At 59.4% G+C, this 19060-nt stretch carries 8 protein-coding genes; 4 read left to right on the plus strand and 4 right to left on the minus strand.

Features of this window, described 5'->3' with window-relative positions; translation table 11 throughout:
* On the minus strand, positions 1 to 2286 hold the full coding sequence (locus tag K0F88_RS26790) for a fatty acid cis/trans isomerase (RefSeq protein ID WP_219097226.1): 2286 nt from the start codon (positions 2284 to 2286) through the stop codon (positions 1 to 3).
* 155 nt (positions 2287 to 2441) lie between these two features.
* Between K0F88_RS26790 and metH the strand changes: the two genes are divergently transcribed.
* Positions 2442 to 6152, plus strand: coding sequence for a methionine synthase (gene metH, locus K0F88_RS26795; protein ID WP_219097227.1), 3711 nt, complete (start codon positions 2442 to 2444; stop codon positions 6150 to 6152).
* Between the two features lie 187 nt (positions 6153 to 6339).
* Complete coding sequence (locus tag K0F88_RS26800; protein ID WP_010460924.1) at positions 6340 to 6558, plus strand: DUF2970 domain-containing protein; 219 nt, start codon at positions 6340 to 6342, stop codon at positions 6556 to 6558.
* Here K0F88_RS26800 and K0F88_RS26805 read toward each other — a convergent pair.
* A complete protein-coding gene (locus K0F88_RS26805) occupies positions 6555 to 7628 on the minus strand; it encodes an ABC transporter substrate-binding protein (RefSeq protein WP_219097228.1) in 1074 nt (357 codons plus the stop codon). The genes K0F88_RS26800 and K0F88_RS26805 overlap by 4 nt on opposite strands.
* Positions 7629 to 8153: 525 nt before the next feature.
* Here K0F88_RS26805 and K0F88_RS26810 point away from each other — a divergent pair.
* Both K0F88_RS26810 and K0F88_RS26815 read left to right on the plus strand, forming a co-directional pair.
* A complete protein-coding gene (locus tag K0F88_RS26810; protein WP_219097229.1) occupies positions 8154 to 9812 on the plus strand; it encodes a nitrite/sulfite reductase in 1659 nt (552 codons plus the stop codon).
* The gene (locus K0F88_RS26815; protein ID WP_219097230.1) at positions 9796 to 10290 is read left to right on the plus strand and encodes a DUF934 domain-containing protein; all 495 of its coding nucleotides are present in this window, start codon (positions 9796 to 9798) and stop codon (positions 10288 to 10290) included. Before K0F88_RS26810 ends, K0F88_RS26815 begins: the two co-directional genes overlap by 17 nt.
* A 49-nt stretch (positions 10291 to 10339) precedes the next feature.
* Here K0F88_RS26815 and K0F88_RS26820 read toward each other — a convergent pair whose 3' ends face one another.
* Together K0F88_RS26820 and K0F88_RS26825 are read right to left on the minus strand one after the other, a co-directional pair.
* Positions 10340 to 14149: a dermonecrotic toxin domain-containing protein gene (locus K0F88_RS26820; protein WP_219097231.1), complete on the minus strand. Its 3810-nt coding sequence runs from the start codon at positions 14147 to 14149 to the stop codon at positions 10340 to 10342.
* Positions 14146 to 19011, minus strand: a complete 4866-nt coding sequence (locus K0F88_RS26825) for an NEL-type E3 ubiquitin ligase domain-containing protein (protein WP_219097232.1) — start codon at positions 19009 to 19011, stop codon at positions 14146 to 14148. Before K0F88_RS26825 ends, K0F88_RS26820 begins: the two co-directional genes overlap by 4 nt.
* Positions 19012 to 19060 lie beyond the last annotated feature (49 nt).

A 19060-nucleotide genomic window follows, 5' to 3' on the forward strand; every position in this document is an offset into this window, starting at 1 on the left:
TCAAAGATTCTCGTACCGGTTCATGTCCAGCACGCCCTCTTCCACCGGCTCGGTTTCTTGGACGTAGCGACTCAGGTCATGGAAGTAAAACCAGAACTGCGGATGGCTGCGGCGAATGCCCCAGCGCTCGACAATTTTCTCGAAGCGGTGCGCGTCCTTGGCGTTTTCCATCGCATCGACGAACGCCGGCACCTGGTCGGCAGGAATGTTGAACATGAAGTTCGGGTAGCTGCTGAGCACACCCGGAAAAATCGTCAAGGTGTCGAGCCCCGGCTGATAGCGCAGCGATTCACCGAGCAGGAAGGCCACATTGCTGTGGGCCCGGTTGCGCAGCAGGCTGTAGACCTCGCGCTTGCCGCTCGCCGTCTCGATGCGCAGCATGGTCGCTTCCGGCAACTGATCGATGACCCTCAAACCGGCCGCCGGGCGCGAAGTCAGGCGACTCAGCGCCTGCTCGGCACTCTGCAACGCCGGGTCGATGTTCGGTCGCGAGCAGTACGCGCCGTCGCAACGGTTGATTGGATCGGGCCTGGCATCGAGCTCGCCGTAACGGGCCAGCAGTTGCATCGCGAAGTCGCGCTTGGGGTCCTTCTCATCCAGTTTCAGTGCCGTCGGCTTGTCATTGTCGATGGCTTCGTAATCCAGCCACATCTTGAACTGGCCGCCGCTCTGGTACCAATCATTGAGGTAGTCATCCCGCGAATCGGCCGGCATCAGGCGCAGGAAATTCTGCTCCGCGCCGTTGCGGATCAGGTCGAAGTACAGACGTGTCTGGGCCTGGTGAGACACGTTGCCGAACACGTCGAAGTTGACCACCAACTGATAATACGTGCGCTCCAGCAGCGGATAGTCAAACAGCCAGATGGTTTGCGGCACTTCGCCGATCAGGCCCTTGTTCACCGACGCGCTGTCGAAATGCCGAAAGATGCTCAGCAGCGCGTTGTCGTTGCCCGCCCACAGGGTCGACCAACTCGGCGCCGGCAGATCGGCGTAATTGTCCCGGCGTAGCGCTTCGTACTCGTTGCGCTTGTCGCGGTAGTCATGCCACAGGCCCAGGACGCTGCCGACATCGTCGTTTTGTCCCGGCATCGCCAACAACGGCGTGGCCTGGCCGCGGTAGTTCGGGTCGGTGATGTAGAGGTCGTGCTCCGGCGCCTGGAACAGCGCCCAGAAGTTGTCACGGATCACATCCGTGGCGATCTGGCCACGGCAGACCGGGCCGCGAATGAAGGTGCGGACGAAGTATTCGGCGTTATCGAGCATGAACTGATAACGCGCTTGAGCCGGGATCGCTTCAAACGTGCTGAACGGGTTGGCCCGGCGCTCCGGCCCGTATCCCGGCAAGGCATCGACCTGCCAGTTGCCGCTATAGAAAAGGCTTTTGATCCGCGCCATCTTCGCTGCGCTCAGCGGATAGGTAATGTGGGTTTTGTGCACGATCACGCCTTGCACCGGCCACAAACGGTAATAAACCTGCGTGCCCGGATCGTCATTCGCGCGTCGAGTATCGATGAGGTCGATTGGCTGTCCCGTCGGGGTGCGCGAACGCACCCATTGGAAAAAATGCCCAGGCTCACCGTCCTTGAAGTAAAGGTGGGCGATAAACCAATGCTCGAACAACCAGCGGCCGACCAGACTTTGCCGGGCGCCCGGAGCGTTGAGCAGGTTTTCCCACTGCACCACCTGCAAGGCTTCTTTTGCGCTAGGGACCAGGCCTTGCTCATCGATAGGCGTCCCGGAGGCCAGCCAGCGCTGGAGCGTCTGGTATTGCTGGTCGGTCAGGCCGGTGACCGCCAGCGGCATGCCTTCTTTCGGGTGGGTACTGGCGTAGACGTCGAACTCCGTCGGCATGGCGCACATGTTTTCCCGGTTCAGGCCCAGGACGATGTCTTCAGGCAGCTTGGCGTTGGGTTGCAGCGGGGTTTTGTGGCCCAGTTCCAGCATTCGCGCCATCAACGCCGCCTGACTGCCTTGGGCGTCGAGTACCGAATAGAAGCCCTTCTGTTGCCAGGCACGCTTGCCGAAAGCGTCATAAAACAACCGGGTCGGTGGCGCCGCCTGGCTGCGTTCACCATCGTAGACCGGGGTTTTGGTCGCGCCACGCACCACCCCTTCGCCGCTGCCCAGATTGAGCTGACAGGCGGAGTCGTAGCAGGCATGGCAGGCCACGCACTTTTCGGTAAAGATCGGTTGAATGTCACGCGTGTAGGAAATGGCCGGACCCTGCGCCACGGCATCCCAGCTTATAAGCAGCATCAAAATGCTGGTGATGACGCGATACGACATGTCCCAGGTCCCGTTCCTGAAAAATCGCCGCGATTCTACCGTTCCGGCCCTCGCACCAACATGAGCGATATTCATGCAAATCCGGGACATGCTCTAAAAGCGCACAGGTTTGCTATCATCCCGGCCCTTCGTCATGGTCTTTCCGAGTAGTCCCAATGTCCGATCGCAGTGTTCGCCTTCAAGCTCTCAAGCACGCCCTCAAAGAGCGCATTCTGATTCTCGATGGCGGCATGGGCACGATGATCCAGAGCTACAAGCTCGAAGAGCAGGATTATCGCGGCAAACGCTTTGCTGACTGGCCAAGCGACGTCAAAGGTAACAACGACCTCTTGGTGTTGACGCGCCCGGACGTGATCGGCTCCATCGAGAAAGCCTACCTGGATGCCGGCGCCGATATTCTGGAAACCAACACCTTCAACGCCACCCAGGTTTCCCTGGCCGATTACGGCATGCAAGGCCTGGCATACGAATTAAACGTAGAAGGCGCGCGCCTGGCACGCAAGGTGGCCGACGCCAAGACCCTGGAAACGCCGGACAAGCCGCGCTTCGTCGCTGGCGTGATCGGGCCGACCAGCCGCACCTGCTCGCTGTCGCCGGACGTGAACAACCCCGGCTACCGCAACGTGACCTTCGATGAATTGGTGGAAAACTACACCGAGGCCACCAAAGGCCTGATCGAAGGCGGCGCTGACCTGATCCTGATCGAAACCATTTTCGACACCCTGAACGCCAAAGCCGCGATCTTCGCCGTGCAAGGTGTGTTTGAAGAGTTGGGTATCGAACTGCCGATCATGATTTCCGGCACCATCACTGACGCCTCCGGCCGAACCCTGTCCGGCCAGACCACCGAAGCGTTCTGGAACTCGGTCGCCCACGCCAAGCCGATCTCGGTCGGGCTGAACTGTGCCCTCGGTGCCAGCGAATTGCGCCCGTACCTGGAAGAACTGTCGAACAAGGCCGGCACCCACGTTTCGGCGCATCCGAACGCCGGCCTGCCGAACGAATTCGGCGAGTACGATGAACTGCCCTCGGAAACCGCCAAGGTCATCGAAGAATTCGCCCAGAGCGGTTTCCTCAACATCGTCGGCGGTTGCTGCGGCACCACGCCGGGCCACATCGAAGCCATCGCCAAAGCCGTGGCCGGTTATGCGCCACGTGTTATCCCGGAAATCCCCAAGGCTTGTCGCCTCTCGGGCCTGGAGCCGTTCACCATCGACCGCAGTTCGCTGTTCGTCAACGTCGGAGAGCGCACCAACATCACCGGCTCGGCGAAATTCGCCCGCCTGATCCGTGAAGACAACTACACCGAAGCGCTGGAAGTGGCCCTGCAACAGGTTGAAGCGGGTGCCCAGATCATCGACATCAACATGGACGAAGGGATGCTCGATTCGAAGAAGGCCATGGTGACCTTCCTCAATCTGATTGCCGGTGAACCGGACATCTCCCGTGTGCCGATCATGATCGACTCCTCGAAATGGGAAGTGATCGAAGCCGGCCTCAAGTGCATCCAGGGCAAGGGCATCGTCAACTCGATCAGCATGAAAGAAGGCGTAGAGCAGTTCATTCACCACGCCAAACTGTGCAAGCGCTATGGCGCTGCCGTGGTCGTGATGGCGTTCGACGAAGCCGGCCAGGCCGACACCGAAGCGCGCAAGAAAGAGATTTGCAAACGCTCCTACGACATTCTGGTCAACGAAGTCGGCTTCCCGCCGGAAGACATCATTTTCGACCCGAACATCTTCGCCGTGGCCACCGGCATCGAAGAACACAACAACTACGCTGTGGACTTTATCAACGCCTGTGCCTACATCCGCGACGAACTGCCCTTTGCCCTGACCTCGGGTGGCGTGTCCAACGTGTCGTTCTCGTTCCGCGGCAACAACCCGGTGCGTGAGGCGATCCACTCGGTGTTCCTGCTGTATGCGATCCGCAACGGTCTGACCATGGGTATCGTCAACGCCGGGCAACTGGAGATCTACGACCAGATCCCGGCCGAGCTGCGCGACGCAGTCGAAGACGTTGTGCTCAACCGCACGCCGAACGGCACTGACGCCCTTCTCGCCATCGCCGACAAGTACAAGGGCGATGGCAGCGTCAAGGAAGCCGAGACCGAAGAGTGGCGCAACTGGGACGTCAACAAGCGTCTGGAGCATGCGCTGGTCAAGGGCATCACCACGCACATCGTGGAAGACACCGAAGAATCGCGCCAGTCGTTCACGCGTCCGATAGAAGTGATCGAAGGCCCGCTGATGTCCGGTATGAACATCGTGGGCGACCTGTTCGGCGCCGGCAAAATGTTCCTGCCGCAGGTGGTGAAATCCGCCCGTGTGATGAAACAGGCCGTGGCCCACTTGATCCCCTTCATCGAGCTGGAAAAAGGCGACAAGCCGGAAGCCAAGGGCAAGATCCTGATGGCCACGGTGAAAGGCGACGTGCACGACATCGGCAAGAACATCGTCGGCGTGGTGCTCGGTTGTAACGGCTACGACATCGTCGACCTCGGCGTGATGGTCCCGGCGGAGAAAATCCTGCAAGTGGCCAAGGAGCAGAAGTGCGACATCATCGGCCTGTCCGGTCTGATCACGCCTTCGCTGGATGAAATGGTCCACGTGGCCCGCGAGATGCAGCGTCAGGATTTCCATCTGCCGCTGATGATCGGTGGCGCGACCACCTCCAAGGCGCACACGGCGGTGAAGATTGAGCCGAAGTACAGCAACGATGCGGTGATTTACGTCACCGACGCCTCCCGCGCCGTGGGTGTGGCGACGCAGCTGCTGTCCAAGGAATTGAAACCGGCGTTCGTCGAGAAAACTCGCCTGGAATACATCGACGTTCGCGAGCGCACGGCCAATCGCAGCGCCCGCACTGAACGCCTGAGCTACCCGGCGGCCATCGCCAAGAAGCCGCAGTTCGACTGGAGCACCTACGAGCCGGTCAAACCGACCTTCACCGGATCGCGTGTGCTGGACAACATTGATCTGAAGGTACTTGCCGAATACATCGACTGGACGCCGTTCTTTATCTCCTGGGACCTGGCCGGCAAGTTCCCGCGCATCCTCACGGATGAAGTGGTCGGTGAAGCCGCGACCTCGTTGTACGCCGATGCCCAGGAAATGCTCGCCAAGCTGATCGACGAGAAACTCATCAGCGCCCGTGCGGTGTTCGGCTTCTGGCCGGCCAACCAGGTGCGTGAGGATGACATCGAAGTCTACGGCGATGACGGCAAGCCGATTGCCAAGCTGCATCACTTGCGCCAGCAGATCATCAAGACCGACGGCAAGCCGAACTTCTCCCTCGCCGACTTCGTCGCGCCGAAGGACAGCGAAATCACCGATTACGTGGGTGGTTTCATCACCACGGCCGGGATCGGCGCTGAAGAAGTGGCCAAGGCTTATCAAGACGCGGGCGATGATTACAACTCGATCATGGTCAAGGCCCTGGCCGACCGACTGGCCGAGGCGTGTGCCGAATGGTTGCACCAGCAAGTGCGTAAAGACTACTGGGGTTATGCCAAGGATGAGACCCTCGACAACGAGGCACTGATCAAAGAGCAATACACCGGCATCCGCCCTGCCCCGGGCTACCCGGCCTGCCCGGATCACACCGAGAAAAGCACCCTGTTCGCCTTGCTCGACCCTGAAGCCAGCGAAATGCAGGCCGGCCGCAGCGGCGTATTCCTCACCGAACACTACGCCATGTTCCCGGCGGCAGCGGTCAGCGGCTGGTACTTCGCTCACCCGCAGGCGCAATACTTTGCGGTGGGCAAGATCGACAAGGACCAGGTGCAGAGCTACACATCGCGTACAGGGCAGGAACTGAGCGTGACCGAACGGTGGCTGGCCCCTAACCTTGGGTACGACAACTAACCCAGACTCCTGGCCACACCACCTTGGCCAAAGAAGATCCCCCTGTGGGAGTGAGCCTGCTCGCGAAGGGGTCATAACAGTCAACGAAGAAGTTGACTGTTATGACCCCTTCGCGAGCAGGCTCACTCCCACAGGATTCGTGTGCATTGTCTATGCTTACGACTCACACATACGTGACGAGGGATTTATGGACGATCCAGTCGACAACAAGCCACCGACGTTCTGGCAGATGCTGCAAAGTGTCATGGCGGCGGCGTTCGGGGTGCAGAGCGGGAAGAACCGGGCGCGGGACTTCACCCACGGCAAGCCGAGTCATTTCGTGATTCTGGGGATTCTGTTTACGGCGGTGTTTGCATTGACGCTGTTCGGCATCGTGCAGCTGGTGGTGCATCTGGCCGGGCGTTAGCGCATCAGGGTTTGCAGGCTGAACGGATAGCGATAGGACGCCGGCCGCCCCTTGGCCGACAGACGACGGAAATTCACCCCGTAATCCGGTGTCACGCCCATGGCCAGCAATCGTTTGGCCTGGGCCTTGTTGATCAGGTGCAGTAACGGAATCAGCTGGTCGCGCCCGCCGTACTGGTCCAGATCCACGCCCATTTCAAAGTCATGCAACTCCACCAGCGCCCAACCGCCCAACGTGAAATGCCCGCCCAACAACACGCTCATGCGACCGTCAACCATCGCCTGCAGAGCAGCGGGCGACGTGTTCACCCCGCTGAACAAGGCATCTTTGCCGGGCACGCCACCCGCCTCCGAAAATGCCTGCATGGCGCCAAACGCCATTTCGTCATTGGCAGACCACACCAACGAGGCCTTCGGGTAACGCCGGAACAGCAATTTGGCCTGTTCATAGGCCCGGTCCCGGTTCCAGCCGCCGTAAACGAGTTGGCGCAAGCGTACTTCCGGGTGCTCGGCCAAGGCGCGCATCATGCCTTGCTCGCGCAGTTGGGCCGACGGCGTGATCTTCAGGCCGGAAAACGCCAGTAACTCGATGACCTGACCGGGCGCCACCGGTGGATGCTGGCGAATCAGCTCCTTGAGCATCAGGTAGCCGCCCTCCTCATCGTTCGGCACCAGGCTGCCCAATCGATCGGAACGCTCGCCCAGCAGGCTCAGCTGATTGGCTGTCAGCGAAGCGTTGACCGTAAACAGCTTCACCCCGCTGCCTTGAGCCAGGCGCAGAATCTGCGGAGCGACATACTGTTCGTTGACGAACACCAGATAGTCCGGACGATCGGGACCTTGCAGGGCCAGGCGAGCTTGTGCCACGGTGAGTTCGGGCATGCGTTGGGAATAAAGAATGCGCAGATCAATGCGCAGATCCTTGGCGGCCGCCTGCATGAATTGCGAATAGCTGATCCAGAAGGCCTCATCCGTCTTCCCCGGATTGAGGAACAACACCGACTCTGCATGCGCGACAGGGCCATAAGCCGCGCCAAGCATCAGCAGGAAGGTGTAGACAAACTTCAACATTAACGCCCGAGCCCCCGGAAATTTTCGCCGCGCATTATAGCCAGCGAAGTTCCGGTAAACGGCGTTTATTCCGGTTTTGGTCCGACAATCGTCGGAACCGGGCCCGGACGGGGTCGGTTATTGATGGCTGACCCAAAATACCGCAGTGCCCACGACCAGGATGATCAGGAACAGAATCGCCCAAGCATCGACCGTGCTATCAGGTTTTGTCGCTTTGGTAGGGTTGCTCATTGCATCGCCTCTTGTCGGTTTTATCGGTGATTGCATAAAGACTCGACCACAGTAAAGACGACGATTGCCCTCACGACAAATACGGGTCTATCTATAACGGATCTCGTTAGTCGTTTTGGTTCTTTACATATACTCAAACATCACTTTTGCGCATAACTGCAAACTGGTATCTTGCCCCGGCTCCGTAGGGAGTGCGCGGCCGTGCGCGCAGAATTGCCGAGGCAGTATCGGAGACTTCAGCAAGCGAAAAACGCAACTGGAACCGACCGGCCCAAGCCTGAGAACAGGACTTATATGTACGTATACGACGAGTACGATCAGCGGATCATCGAGGACCGCGTCAAGCAGTTCCGTGATCAGACCCGACGCTATCTGGCAGGCGAGCTGAGCGAAGAAGAATTCCGCCCCCTGCGCCTGCAAAACGGGCTCTATATCCAACGCTTCGCGCCGATGTTGCGGGTGGCGGTGCCTTATGGCCAGCTCACTTCGCGCCAGACGCGGATGATGGCCAAGATTGCCCGCGACTATGACAAGGGCTATGCCCACATCAGTACCCGGCAGAACGTGCAGTTCAACTGGCCGGCGCTGGAAGACATCCCGGACATCCTGGAAGAACTGGCGACCGTGCAGATGCACGCGATCCAGACCAGCGGCAACTGCCTGCGCAACGTCACCACCGACCAGTTCGCCGGTGTCGCTGCCGATGAGCTGATCGACCCGCGCCCATGGTGCGAGATCGTGCGCCAGTGGACCACGTTCCACCCTGAATTCGCCTACCTGCCGCGCAAATTCAAGATCGCCATCAACGGTTCGACCTCTGACCGTGCGGCCATCGAAGTCCATGACATCGGCCTTGAGCCGGTGCACAACGCGGCCGGCGAACTCGGCTTCCGCGTACTCGTGGGCGGTGGTCTCGGCCGTACACCGGTGGTGGGCGCGTTCATCAATGAATTCCTGCCGTGGCAAGACCTGTTGAGCTACCTCGACGCCATCCTGCGGGTCTACAACCGCTATGGCCGTCGCGACAACAAGTACAAGGCGCGGATCAAGATTCTGGTCAAGGCCCTGACGCCTGAAGTCTTCGCGCAGAAAGTCGACGCGGAAATGGAACACCTGCGCGGTGGCCAGACCACGCTGACCGAGGCTGAAGTGCACCGTGTCGCCAAACACTTCGTCGACCCGGACTACAAGGCCCTGGACAACCAGGCGGCTGAACTGGCCGAGCTCGACAAGCAGCACCCGGGCTTTGCCCGCTGGCGCACCCGCAATACCCTGGCCCACAAAAAGCCTGGCTATGTGGCGGTGACCCTGTCCCTGAAGCCGACCGGTGTTGCACCGGGCGACATCACCGACAAGCAGCTCGACGCCGTGGCCGACCTGGCCGATCGTTACAGCTTCGGTCAACTGCGCACCTCCCACGAGCAGAACATCATTCTGGCCGACGTTGAACAGTCCCAACTGTTCGCGATGTGGGGCGAATTGCGCGAGCAAGGTTTCGCCACGCCGAACATCGGCTTGCTGACCGACATCATCTGCTGCCCTGGCGGTGATTTCTGCTCGCTGGCCAACGCCAAGTCGATCCCGATCGCCGAGTCGATCCAGCGTCGTTTCGAAGACCTGGACTACCTGTTCGACATCGGCGAGCTGGACCTGAACATCTCCGGCTGCATGAACGCTTGTGGTCACCACCACGTCGGCCACATCGGCATTCTCGGGGTGGACAAGAAAGGCGAAGAGTTCTACCAGGTGTCCCTCGGTGGCAGCGCCAGCCGCGACGCCAGCCTGGGCAAGATCCTCGGCCCGTCCTTCGCCCAGGAAGCCATGCCTGACGTGATCGAGAAGCTGATCGACGTGTACATCGAACAACGTACCGAAGACGAGCGCTTCATCGACACCTATCAGCGTATTGGCATCGACCTCTTCAAGGAACGCGTCTATGCAGCGAATCATTAAGAACAACGAGGTCGTCGACGAAACCTGGCACTTGCTGCCCAAGGATTTCAACATCGACGAGATCAGCAACTGCGACGACCTGATCGTCCCGCTGACGCTGTGGCGTGAACACAGCCGCATGCTCAAGGCCCGCGATGGCGGTCTGGGCGTATGGCTGGATGCCGATGAAGAAGCCGAGGAAATCGGTGAAGACGTCGATCAGTTCAAGGTAATCGCCCTGAATTTCCCGGCCTTCACCGATGGCCGCAACTACTCCAATGCGCGTCTGCTGCGTGACCGCTATGGCTTCAAAGGCGAACTGCGGGCGATCGGCGATGTGCTGCGCGACCAGCTCTTCTACATGCATCGCTGCGGGTTCGACGCCTTTGCCATTCGAGCCGATAAAGACCCCCATGAAGCCCTTGAAGGTCTCAAGGACTTCTCGGTGACCTATCAGGCCGCCACCGACGAACCGCTGCCGCTGTTCCGTCGCCGCTGATACCGGCACACCTTGAACCCCGCCCGGGGTTCAAGGCCCCCTCCTTCGCTTAGAAACCCGCACGCGCCTCCAGCGCCCGGAATGCCGCCAATGGGTGATCAAACCGCCCGCTGCCGCCACTCATTCGCCCCCATATTTCGTCCGTTGCATCGGCCTCTTGCATCAATCGCCAGACCCGGGCCTGAAGTGACAGGTAGCTGACCCGAAAGTCGGCTGTCAGGCTCAGCCGGTCTATGACGGCCAGGAACCGCATGCCGGAGGGTTTACCTGCCAATCGCTGCCAAAGGGCTTGCCGGGATTTTTGCAACGCTTCGTCGCAGTCGCGCAACCACACCGACGGCGAACCATAATCTGCACCCGGAGCGCTCAGCCACAGATTGACGCCCGTCTGTTCACGATGATTGATCAACCGGCGCAAAGTGTCCTCGTCCGTCAACGGATTGCCCCATAGCAGCACGCGGTCGTCCGCCACCGCCTGATTGATGATTGCGGGCGGAACCCGGGTAATACGGTTGTCGCGCAAATCCAGCACTGTCAGATAAGGCTCATCCTTGATCCCGACCGGGCAACGACTAATCCCTGTATTCCTCAGGTTGAGCTGGCGCAAGTTGTTCATGCCCAGCACCACCGGCGGTACGCCCAACGGGTTGTCGCTCAGGTCGAGCGTTTGCAGGTGGGTCAGATCACTCAACTGTGAAGCGGCGCGTTCAGTGAATACCAGCCGTGTGGCTCGCAGATTGAGTGAGAGCAGTTGAGGCAATTGGCCGATGATAGGTGGCAAGGCGCGCCCTGCGTCGCCCCCCACGAAGAAAGGACGCAAGTCGACACCTTCCAGATTCAACACTTCAAGGTTTGGAAAGCTCTCCAGGAACCCGTTCAAACTGTCGTGCTCGGTCATGTGAAAACCTTGCATCGACAACTCGATGACATCGTTGAACCTGGCATTCAGCGTGGGTAATCGGTGAAAGTCCTCGAAGGCCAGATCCAGCCGGACACCGCGCAGTTGCCCATCGACATAGACACGATCCTGCAGCGGCCCGCGTTTTTGCCAAAGGGCGACAAGCTCCTCGGCGAGCTCTGTCCTGACACCTCTCTCCTGTTGCAGGGCGGCGTGCACCAGGTGGGCATTGTGCACGGCGATTTGCGCAGGGTTCATCCCCTCCGCCTCTTCATCCCCCAAGGCCACAAAGGGGATGTCCATGTCAGCAATGTCTTGCGCCGCTTGATCGACCCAGTGGGTCAAGTCGACGTTGAGCTGTTGCAGTTGCAGATTCAGCAGGTCGATATACGCCTGCACCCTGCCCTCCGCGAGCAGCAACACCTGATCAATGCCCGCGTCGTTGATATCTGGATAAATGTCCTTGATCTGCAACTTGATCGCTTGAACTTTCAGGGCGTCTCCCTGAGGGGTCGTCGGGTAACCACCGCCGCGCAGCCCCTGTGGCTCGAAGGTCATTCCTGTGTCCAGCCTTTGCAGGCCGAGCACGGTTTCAGCACGGGGCAATGCCCGATCGCGCAGTTTGAGCCGCAACGCGCTGGCCGGATCTGCTGACGAGAGGTGCAACGCCGAGCGTTCCTCGTCCATCAGCAGGCCAAGTAGCGCGTCGTAGAAATCGGTTTGCCGGCCTTGGCGCAGGTAACGGTTTCCGACCTTGATGACCTTTCGGTAATGAGGAGTATCAAGGGGGCCGCAACGGTCAAGAATCCGGCCAGTGGACGAACCGTCGAGGACTTCGATTCGCAGGTCTTTTGGCCAGCCAGGCAGATTTTTCAGGGAGTGCAATGCCAGGGTGTCCGTCTCGGCGTTCGCGACCGAGTGCAGATAGAAGCCTTCATAGGCTCGATCGAGCCGTACATGCTGCTGGTATTGCCGTGACTTGCCGTCCAGTCGGGCGAGCACTTGCCTGGCCTCGGCTGCATCGGGCAATGCCTGGATGTCGATGCCATAGCGGTCGAGCATTTGCTCGATGGCGCTCGTCGGCAGGCCCGGGTACTCGCGTTGAAACAGCCGGACCCACTCATGCTCCGACTTTTGCAGCGCGAGGTAACGCTGGTTGAAAAGCACGGGGGCGGCGGCCGGACCGAGATCCCGGTCGATCTTGAAACGGCTGATCGTGTCTGCCAGTAAAGGGGTCGGTGGACGGCCCGCCTGCATCAACCGCAGCATGTCGTCGTCGACCGCGCTGACCTTGGCGATCTGCGCCAGGACCTCATCGCTGAAGGAGGCCACCGAGGGGCCGATTCCGCGGATCAGCTCGATGCGGTGGCTCAAGGGCGTCGGCGCCACGGCCGGTTCCGCCGCAGGAAGGGCGCCCGGCTCTCCCGGTTCAACGTCGGGCTCGCGGACGCGCTCCACCATGCTATCGGCCTCGGCAGCGTCCCCCTTCAGCGCCGACTCGGCACCCAGCATCGGTAACGCATTAAGCAAGCCAAACACCGTGCGGGTCCGGCCCTCCGAGCGTTGGCCCGGCGTTTTTCCGTTGACCGCCTGATTCAGGCCATACCCGGCGTCAATGAGCCCGGCCAATGCCAGCACCCCCTCGCTGCCGGGGACAAACAAAGCGAGCGGGCCAAAACGGTTGACCCATTCCACAACGGGCTCGACGACAGCGCTCAACTGATCCCGATTGACCTGCGCATCGTCACGGATGGCTAGGATTTCTAAGCGTGCGGCCCGCTTCATCGTCAGCACCAAACGGGCAAATGGATCGGTCGCAACAGCCGGTTCGTCGTAGCCGATGTACTCGTTCGGGTCCCAGTAGCCGTCGTTGTTGAAGAAGCCGGCGTTGTTGGTCAGCCAGTGTTTTGCCGGATAAAGCGCCATGCCATCCAGCGCCGTCAGGACACCGGCGTGAAACGTTCCATCCTCGCGATCGTCTTCGGCAAAGTGACGGGCCAGCGCCTGCCGTGCCTCGCTGGACCTGCCCTGCGTGACAATCCATTGGTGCAGTTGCGCGGTATCGGCGAATTCATGCAGCGGGGCAGAATTGTCGGGGATGTACACCAGCAGGCGGGCACTGGCGGTGTCACGAAAGGCCCAGATATCGGTCGCGGTGTAGCGGTAGAGTTTCAGAAGGCCGAACTTGACGGTTGAAGGCACGCGAGTTGGTGCTTGCAGTTGCTCAAGGGTCAGCGTTTCCCACGACTGATCGGTGGGCAGACCTGCCGCCCGCATCGCAAGTGCCAGACCTTTTTGCGTCAGGCGTTGTTCATGTCGCTGCAACCAGGCCGCCATAACGAACGCCGCTTTGACCGACGTTCTCAATGCGTAAGGCCTGGCGGCCACCAGCACAGCGTCGGCTGGCCATGCCTGATCGAGAGACGCTTGATACAGGTCCTTCAATTCCAGCTCCCAGACCCACTTCTTGAAGTCGGCGGGCCGGAGATTGATCTGCGTCAGCGGCCCATACGCTTGCGGGGTGGTTTGACGGTAGATGCCTTCATAGGTCCGGTGATTGCCGCTGCCGTGATCGGCGAATTCATCGACGTGCTCGACGATCCGCACCGTCGGCCCGACGTCCGGCGGCGTGTACAAGCCGAACGCCGTCTCGGCAAAACGCCCGTCACCCACGGTCTGATAGTTGGACAACAGCGCTTGCAGCAACGACCGGGAACTCGCTACTCGCCCCTGCTCGATACCGTTCTCGGCAGGATGGCCCTTGTAGTGGTAATTGAGCGTGACCAGCAGGGCTGTCTGCGGGTCGATGTCCGCGCCCCACTTTTCCATGATCAAGCGTTCGCCAAGCTGGCCAGGGGTTTGTGGCAAGGCGAGATCGATGACAGCGTTCAATTCGTCACGCCACTTCGGTATTGCCGACGGCGTAAGGTCGTCAGCAGGATCGTGAGCGGGGTCGTTCATTGGGCTGCCCCCGAACCGCTGCTGGGACCCGGGACTGGCGGTGCAGGATGGCGCATCAATGCCGCGCCAGTGAGCTGCCTGACCAATGCCCGACGTTCATTTTTGTAGTTGTCGAAAATGGCATTCTGGCGTTCGGTGGCCACTGTGCGGGAGAGTTCAGCCTGCCCCTCCACCCGTGCAAAATCTCGTGCTGAGCGGTCGGCGATCGTCAGGAAATGGTCCGAATGTGTTGCCTCCAGATACTCCACCCAAAACCTTTGGGTGATCATCCATTCCAGTAACGCGCTGGTGCGTTCGGTGGTCAGGACCTTCTGAAAAGCTCGCTCCAGCGCCGCCGGAGCCACCTCGACATTCAACGCCGAGGTCACCGCTCTTGGTTGAGCCGGCAAGTCCAGGCGTTCGGCCAGCCCTACGCGATACGCCAGACTGATTTCCAAGGCGTACTCGTAGCTTCCAGACTGTGAACCGGTCCGCGCATTGATATCCGCCAGCGCGAACCCCTCGACCTCATACAGCCTGAACAGCCCCCTGAGCAGCGTAACCAGTTGCTGCTCCACCGAAGCAGGCCCGGTGAGGGCCGCGGCCATGGCCCGATAGAACAACACCTGGACTTCCATCTCACTGAAGAGTGCAGAGTAGCCATCAGCGCTGAACCTTCCGACCTGAGCCAGACGAAACAGCCTGCGACGCAAGCGATCATCTTCAGTCGCGGCCTCCAGAACGTTCCACACCCGCTGGCTGAAGTGACTGAAAAGTCGTTTGTAATCGGCGGTCTCGGACAGCCGCGCCAGCACATTGAAAAAGCCCCTGGATTCTGGATAGGCTCGTAATGAATCCCACAACCCACGCTTGTACTGGGTTTCAGTCGAGCCGCGCCCTGCAAGCCATGCGGAACTTTGAGCCTCGGTCGGCGAGTATGCGCCTGACCGACGATACTCAGAGGCAATAATCCCCAGGCTCACGCCGGTCTTTTGCTGATGCATAACGATTTTTTTCAACGTGTCGGCTGACAACGGGTTGCCATGAAGGTTGGTGCCCTTGTTCGGGACCGCATGCCCTTTGAAGACATCCTCCGGCAAGGTTTCTATCTGGTTGTCACGCAAGTCGAGCTCACGCAGCTTGGGCAAACTGGAGGCGCCCGAAGGCCAGGTTTTTATCCCGGTTCCTTGCAGGTTCAGGTATTCCAGGTGCTGCAGCCTGCTGATATCGGGAACCCTCGCAAGGGTTGGATTGAACGCCAGGTTTACCGATTGCAGGCTGGTCATACCGGCCAATTGAGTCACCGATTCGGCGGTCAGTTGAATCAGGTTATCGCCCAGGTCCAGATTGACCAGCCTGGACATTGAGCTCAACGCCAGCGGTAACCTCGTCAGGTGATTGCCTCTCAATGACAGGCTTCGAAGGTTGCCGAAATTTTGCAGGAACGCGTTCAGTCCGGCGCTGGCCCCCACGCCGTCCAGCACCAGCCTCTCTACATGGCTGAAGTCCCCGACGATGACCGGCAATTCGCCAAGGGGCTGAGTGTCAAACCTGAGCGTGGAGTGAAGGCTATCGCCCGATTCAGTCAACTCGGGCTCGTTGCGCCAACAGCGAATGATCGCCTGAGCAGTGCGATATTTGCTGAGACGACTGACTTCCAGCCTTGAGCCATCGGACTGCAGATGCCAGGTTTGCCGACTGACCCAGTGGCTCAATACCTGCCTGATGGTCTGAAATTGCAGCCTCAGCGCTTCCAGCTTCTTCAGGACTTCGATCAAGTTTTGCCCTAGCGCATTCACCAAGGCGTGAATTTTTACAGGTGAATGCATCGGATACAGTTCCAACGCCCTGCGGACCAGTACGTCGTGGGTGGTTTTGATGAGCACAGGCCCCGGCACAGGGAAAGAAGGCGACGCGACGTGCCTGTCAGCCAATCCCATCGGGGAGGTGTAGCCCGCTCGCGGGGGCCGTGCATCGATCAGTTGCGCAATGGCTGTGCGCCGCGTCAGGGCGAGCTGCGTTATCTTCTGTCGCAACGCCACCCCGCCGTCGTCCAGGTTCACGCCCAGTGCTGTTTTGCGCTGCGCCGAAAGTCCGTGCCAGAGAGCCTTGAAATACTGTTCGCGTGTGCGTTTCACGAACGGGGTCGCGGGAGTGATGTCGCCGACCGACACGCTGTATCGATCGGGATGGACGTCGACTTGCACCTTCTCCGCCGCGTCCGCCACTCCAATACTGGTCGACTCGCTTTGGACGCCTGACGAAGCCTGTATCTGAACCCTGGCATTAGCGGTCCACCCGGGCAGTTGCTCAAGGGTGTCGAGCACCAGACGGTCTGTGGAAAGTCCACCCACAGCGTTCAGGTACAACCCTTCGTAAGCCCGACTGACCTGCACCCGTTGCAAGTAACGACGAGCTTCCTCCGCCAGCCGCAACGGTACGTTGCCCGCCTCCAGGCTGCTCAACTCTCCGGCTTCGGCATGCCGCACCAATTCTTCGGCAATCGCCGAAGGTAAATGGGCAATCTTGTTCATCAACACCGTTACCCGGGCATCACTTGGCACTTCGGTGCGTTTGTAAATCCGTTCGAACAGAGCGGGTTTGCTGATTTCGGCTTGATCGGCAACAACCTTTGTCAGGGCCGTTGCCCGTGCGGTCGCGTCCGGGGTATTGGCGCCCAGAAGGCTTTGGCGTTGGGCGCTGTCCATGGCGGTCAGCAACGAGGTGTGTAATTGCCCTTTATGCAAAGTGTCCTGATTAAGGTTGACGGTTTTTCCCGATAGCGCCGTGGCCGCGCCATAGAAACCCACTTGCCGACCTGCAGTATTGACGACTTTGATGGCGGAGTTGTCTGGCCATTGACTGGACGCCGTCAGCAGATGCAATTGCAGATCCGGGTCTGCCAATGCCGCGGAGGACGGGGTTTTCAACTGCTCGATAAAGTCCGTGACCGCAGCATCTGCCCGGAAACGTTGCACCGTATCGACCAGCAATGCCGGCGGCCTGCTGCGGTCAACGTGAGCCTGGCGCAAGACAGTGTCATCGATCCCGCAGACGGCAAGGATTTGCGTCGCCGCAGTATCTGGCACCTTGTCGCGGGTGTAACCGAAACGGCGAAACAATTTCAGCCGATCCCATTCTTGCGGCAGCTCCGAGTCATGGCGCCACGCCCCAACATCGTTGGTTTCGAGCTCGGGTGAATAGGTGCTGTCGCTTCCGACTGGGGGGATCACTTCCCACAGCTCCGTCGCCGTTTTTGGACGCACGGCATAAAGACTGGTATCAATTGGAAGGTACGCTTGGCCGCCCATCCAGTGCAGCCCTTTAGGATCCGGTGCAAGTGCACGGGGTAACCGCCGGTTCTGTTGATAGGCCGTCAGATCGGGATTCCACAAACGGCCCCGAGCGCCCACGCCCGGGACCTTCCTCAGGCGCTCGATGAAGACGGAAGTCCTGATGGTTTTATACGCCGTGCCAACAGTCGCCGAACCGGCGGCAAACGCGGCCATCAGGATCAGGTTTTCGATGGTATCGAACAGATAATCCGTGGCCTGCTCCTGCTCGCCTCTGGACCAACTGGCCACGCCTTCATACACCTCCGACAGTAGTTGCATGACCGTCACTGCCAGCAGGATGTGGCCAACAAACGGCACAAACGATGCACCGAACAGCAGAACATTAAGGCTTATGGCCTTGTAGGTCTCCAGCCTGCCCAGCCGGGATTTTTCGTCCTCATCGTCCGTGGGCACCACCAGAAGCCGGGCATCGCCGATGACCTGGTTCGCATACTGGCGAAAGATCTCCTGGAACATGTCGTCTTGTATATCTACACCCGACAGCGACACATAGACACTGTTCGCGGGTAGTGGTGAGGAAGCCGGTGCGAACAACCCTTTTTCAAGGGCTGGCAGAAACGCCGGCCGATCAGCCAGCTTGATGTAGCGCATGAAGAATTGTCGGAAGGCGGAGGCTCTCAACCGCCCACTCAATTCCATCTCGAAATCCTTGAAGGACGCATATTCCTTCAACGGGTGCAGCGGGTCATCCGGCAGGTAAACCACGCAGCGGTAATCGTCATCGTCATGCTCTTCGACCGGCCCGATAAACATCGCGCCATTGATCGTGACATCAAACATTTCCAACGCCTGGTAACCCAGTGTGTTGTTGCCCAGTTTGACCGGCTGCTGTTCCTTGACCGACTTCAATGCCTGGTGCATTTCTGCACTGACCGTCTTCTTCATCAGCGCTATATGCCGCTGCGCTTCAAAGCTGTTCTTTGCGTGTGCAATATACTTGTTGCGCAACTCGTTAATTCCGGAGACTGATTGAAACAACGATTTAACATGCGCCTGGTATTGCTTTCCAAGATCGAGTTTTCGGCACAACGCGGCAAACTCATGCGGTTCTATCGATAAGACTTTATTGACCGTACCGGTGATGATTTCGGGGATATAAATTAACGATGTATCGCTATAGTTTCCGGCCACTGTTTCGCTGAGTTCAAAATTCTCACAGGCCGCCGAGAGCAAATCCCGGTCAATCGGCAGGACCAGTTTCTTGCGAAGCCCCAGCAAGCTGGAAGTTGACCGCACATGCTGGAAGATCACGCCAACCGTATCAAGCGGTGCGCCCAGCTTGTCCGACATGGCTTGGGCCAGCAACGGCGTGCAGAAGCTTTCAGGCGATTTGAAACCCTTCAGGAGGTCGGCGAGTTCGCCTCTTGAACCATGGCTGGCGCTCAGACTTTCATAAAGTTCACGTCGCAGTTGACTTGAGGCGGTCAACAACCAGACGGGGGCATTACTTTTAATCAGATCAAAAAAAACACCCTGTTGATCTGGCGTCAACACAGGCGTGTTTGAGTTTGTGGGCGGAGAAGACATTGTGAACACTCGAAACTGACTAGGACCGCTAGCCTATCGAGCCAATTTT

It is taken from the genome of Pseudomonas sp. UMAB-40, assembly GCF_900095275.1.
GTDB lineage: Bacteria > Pseudomonadota > Gammaproteobacteria > Pseudomonadales > Pseudomonadaceae > Aquipseudomonas > Aquipseudomonas mandelii_B.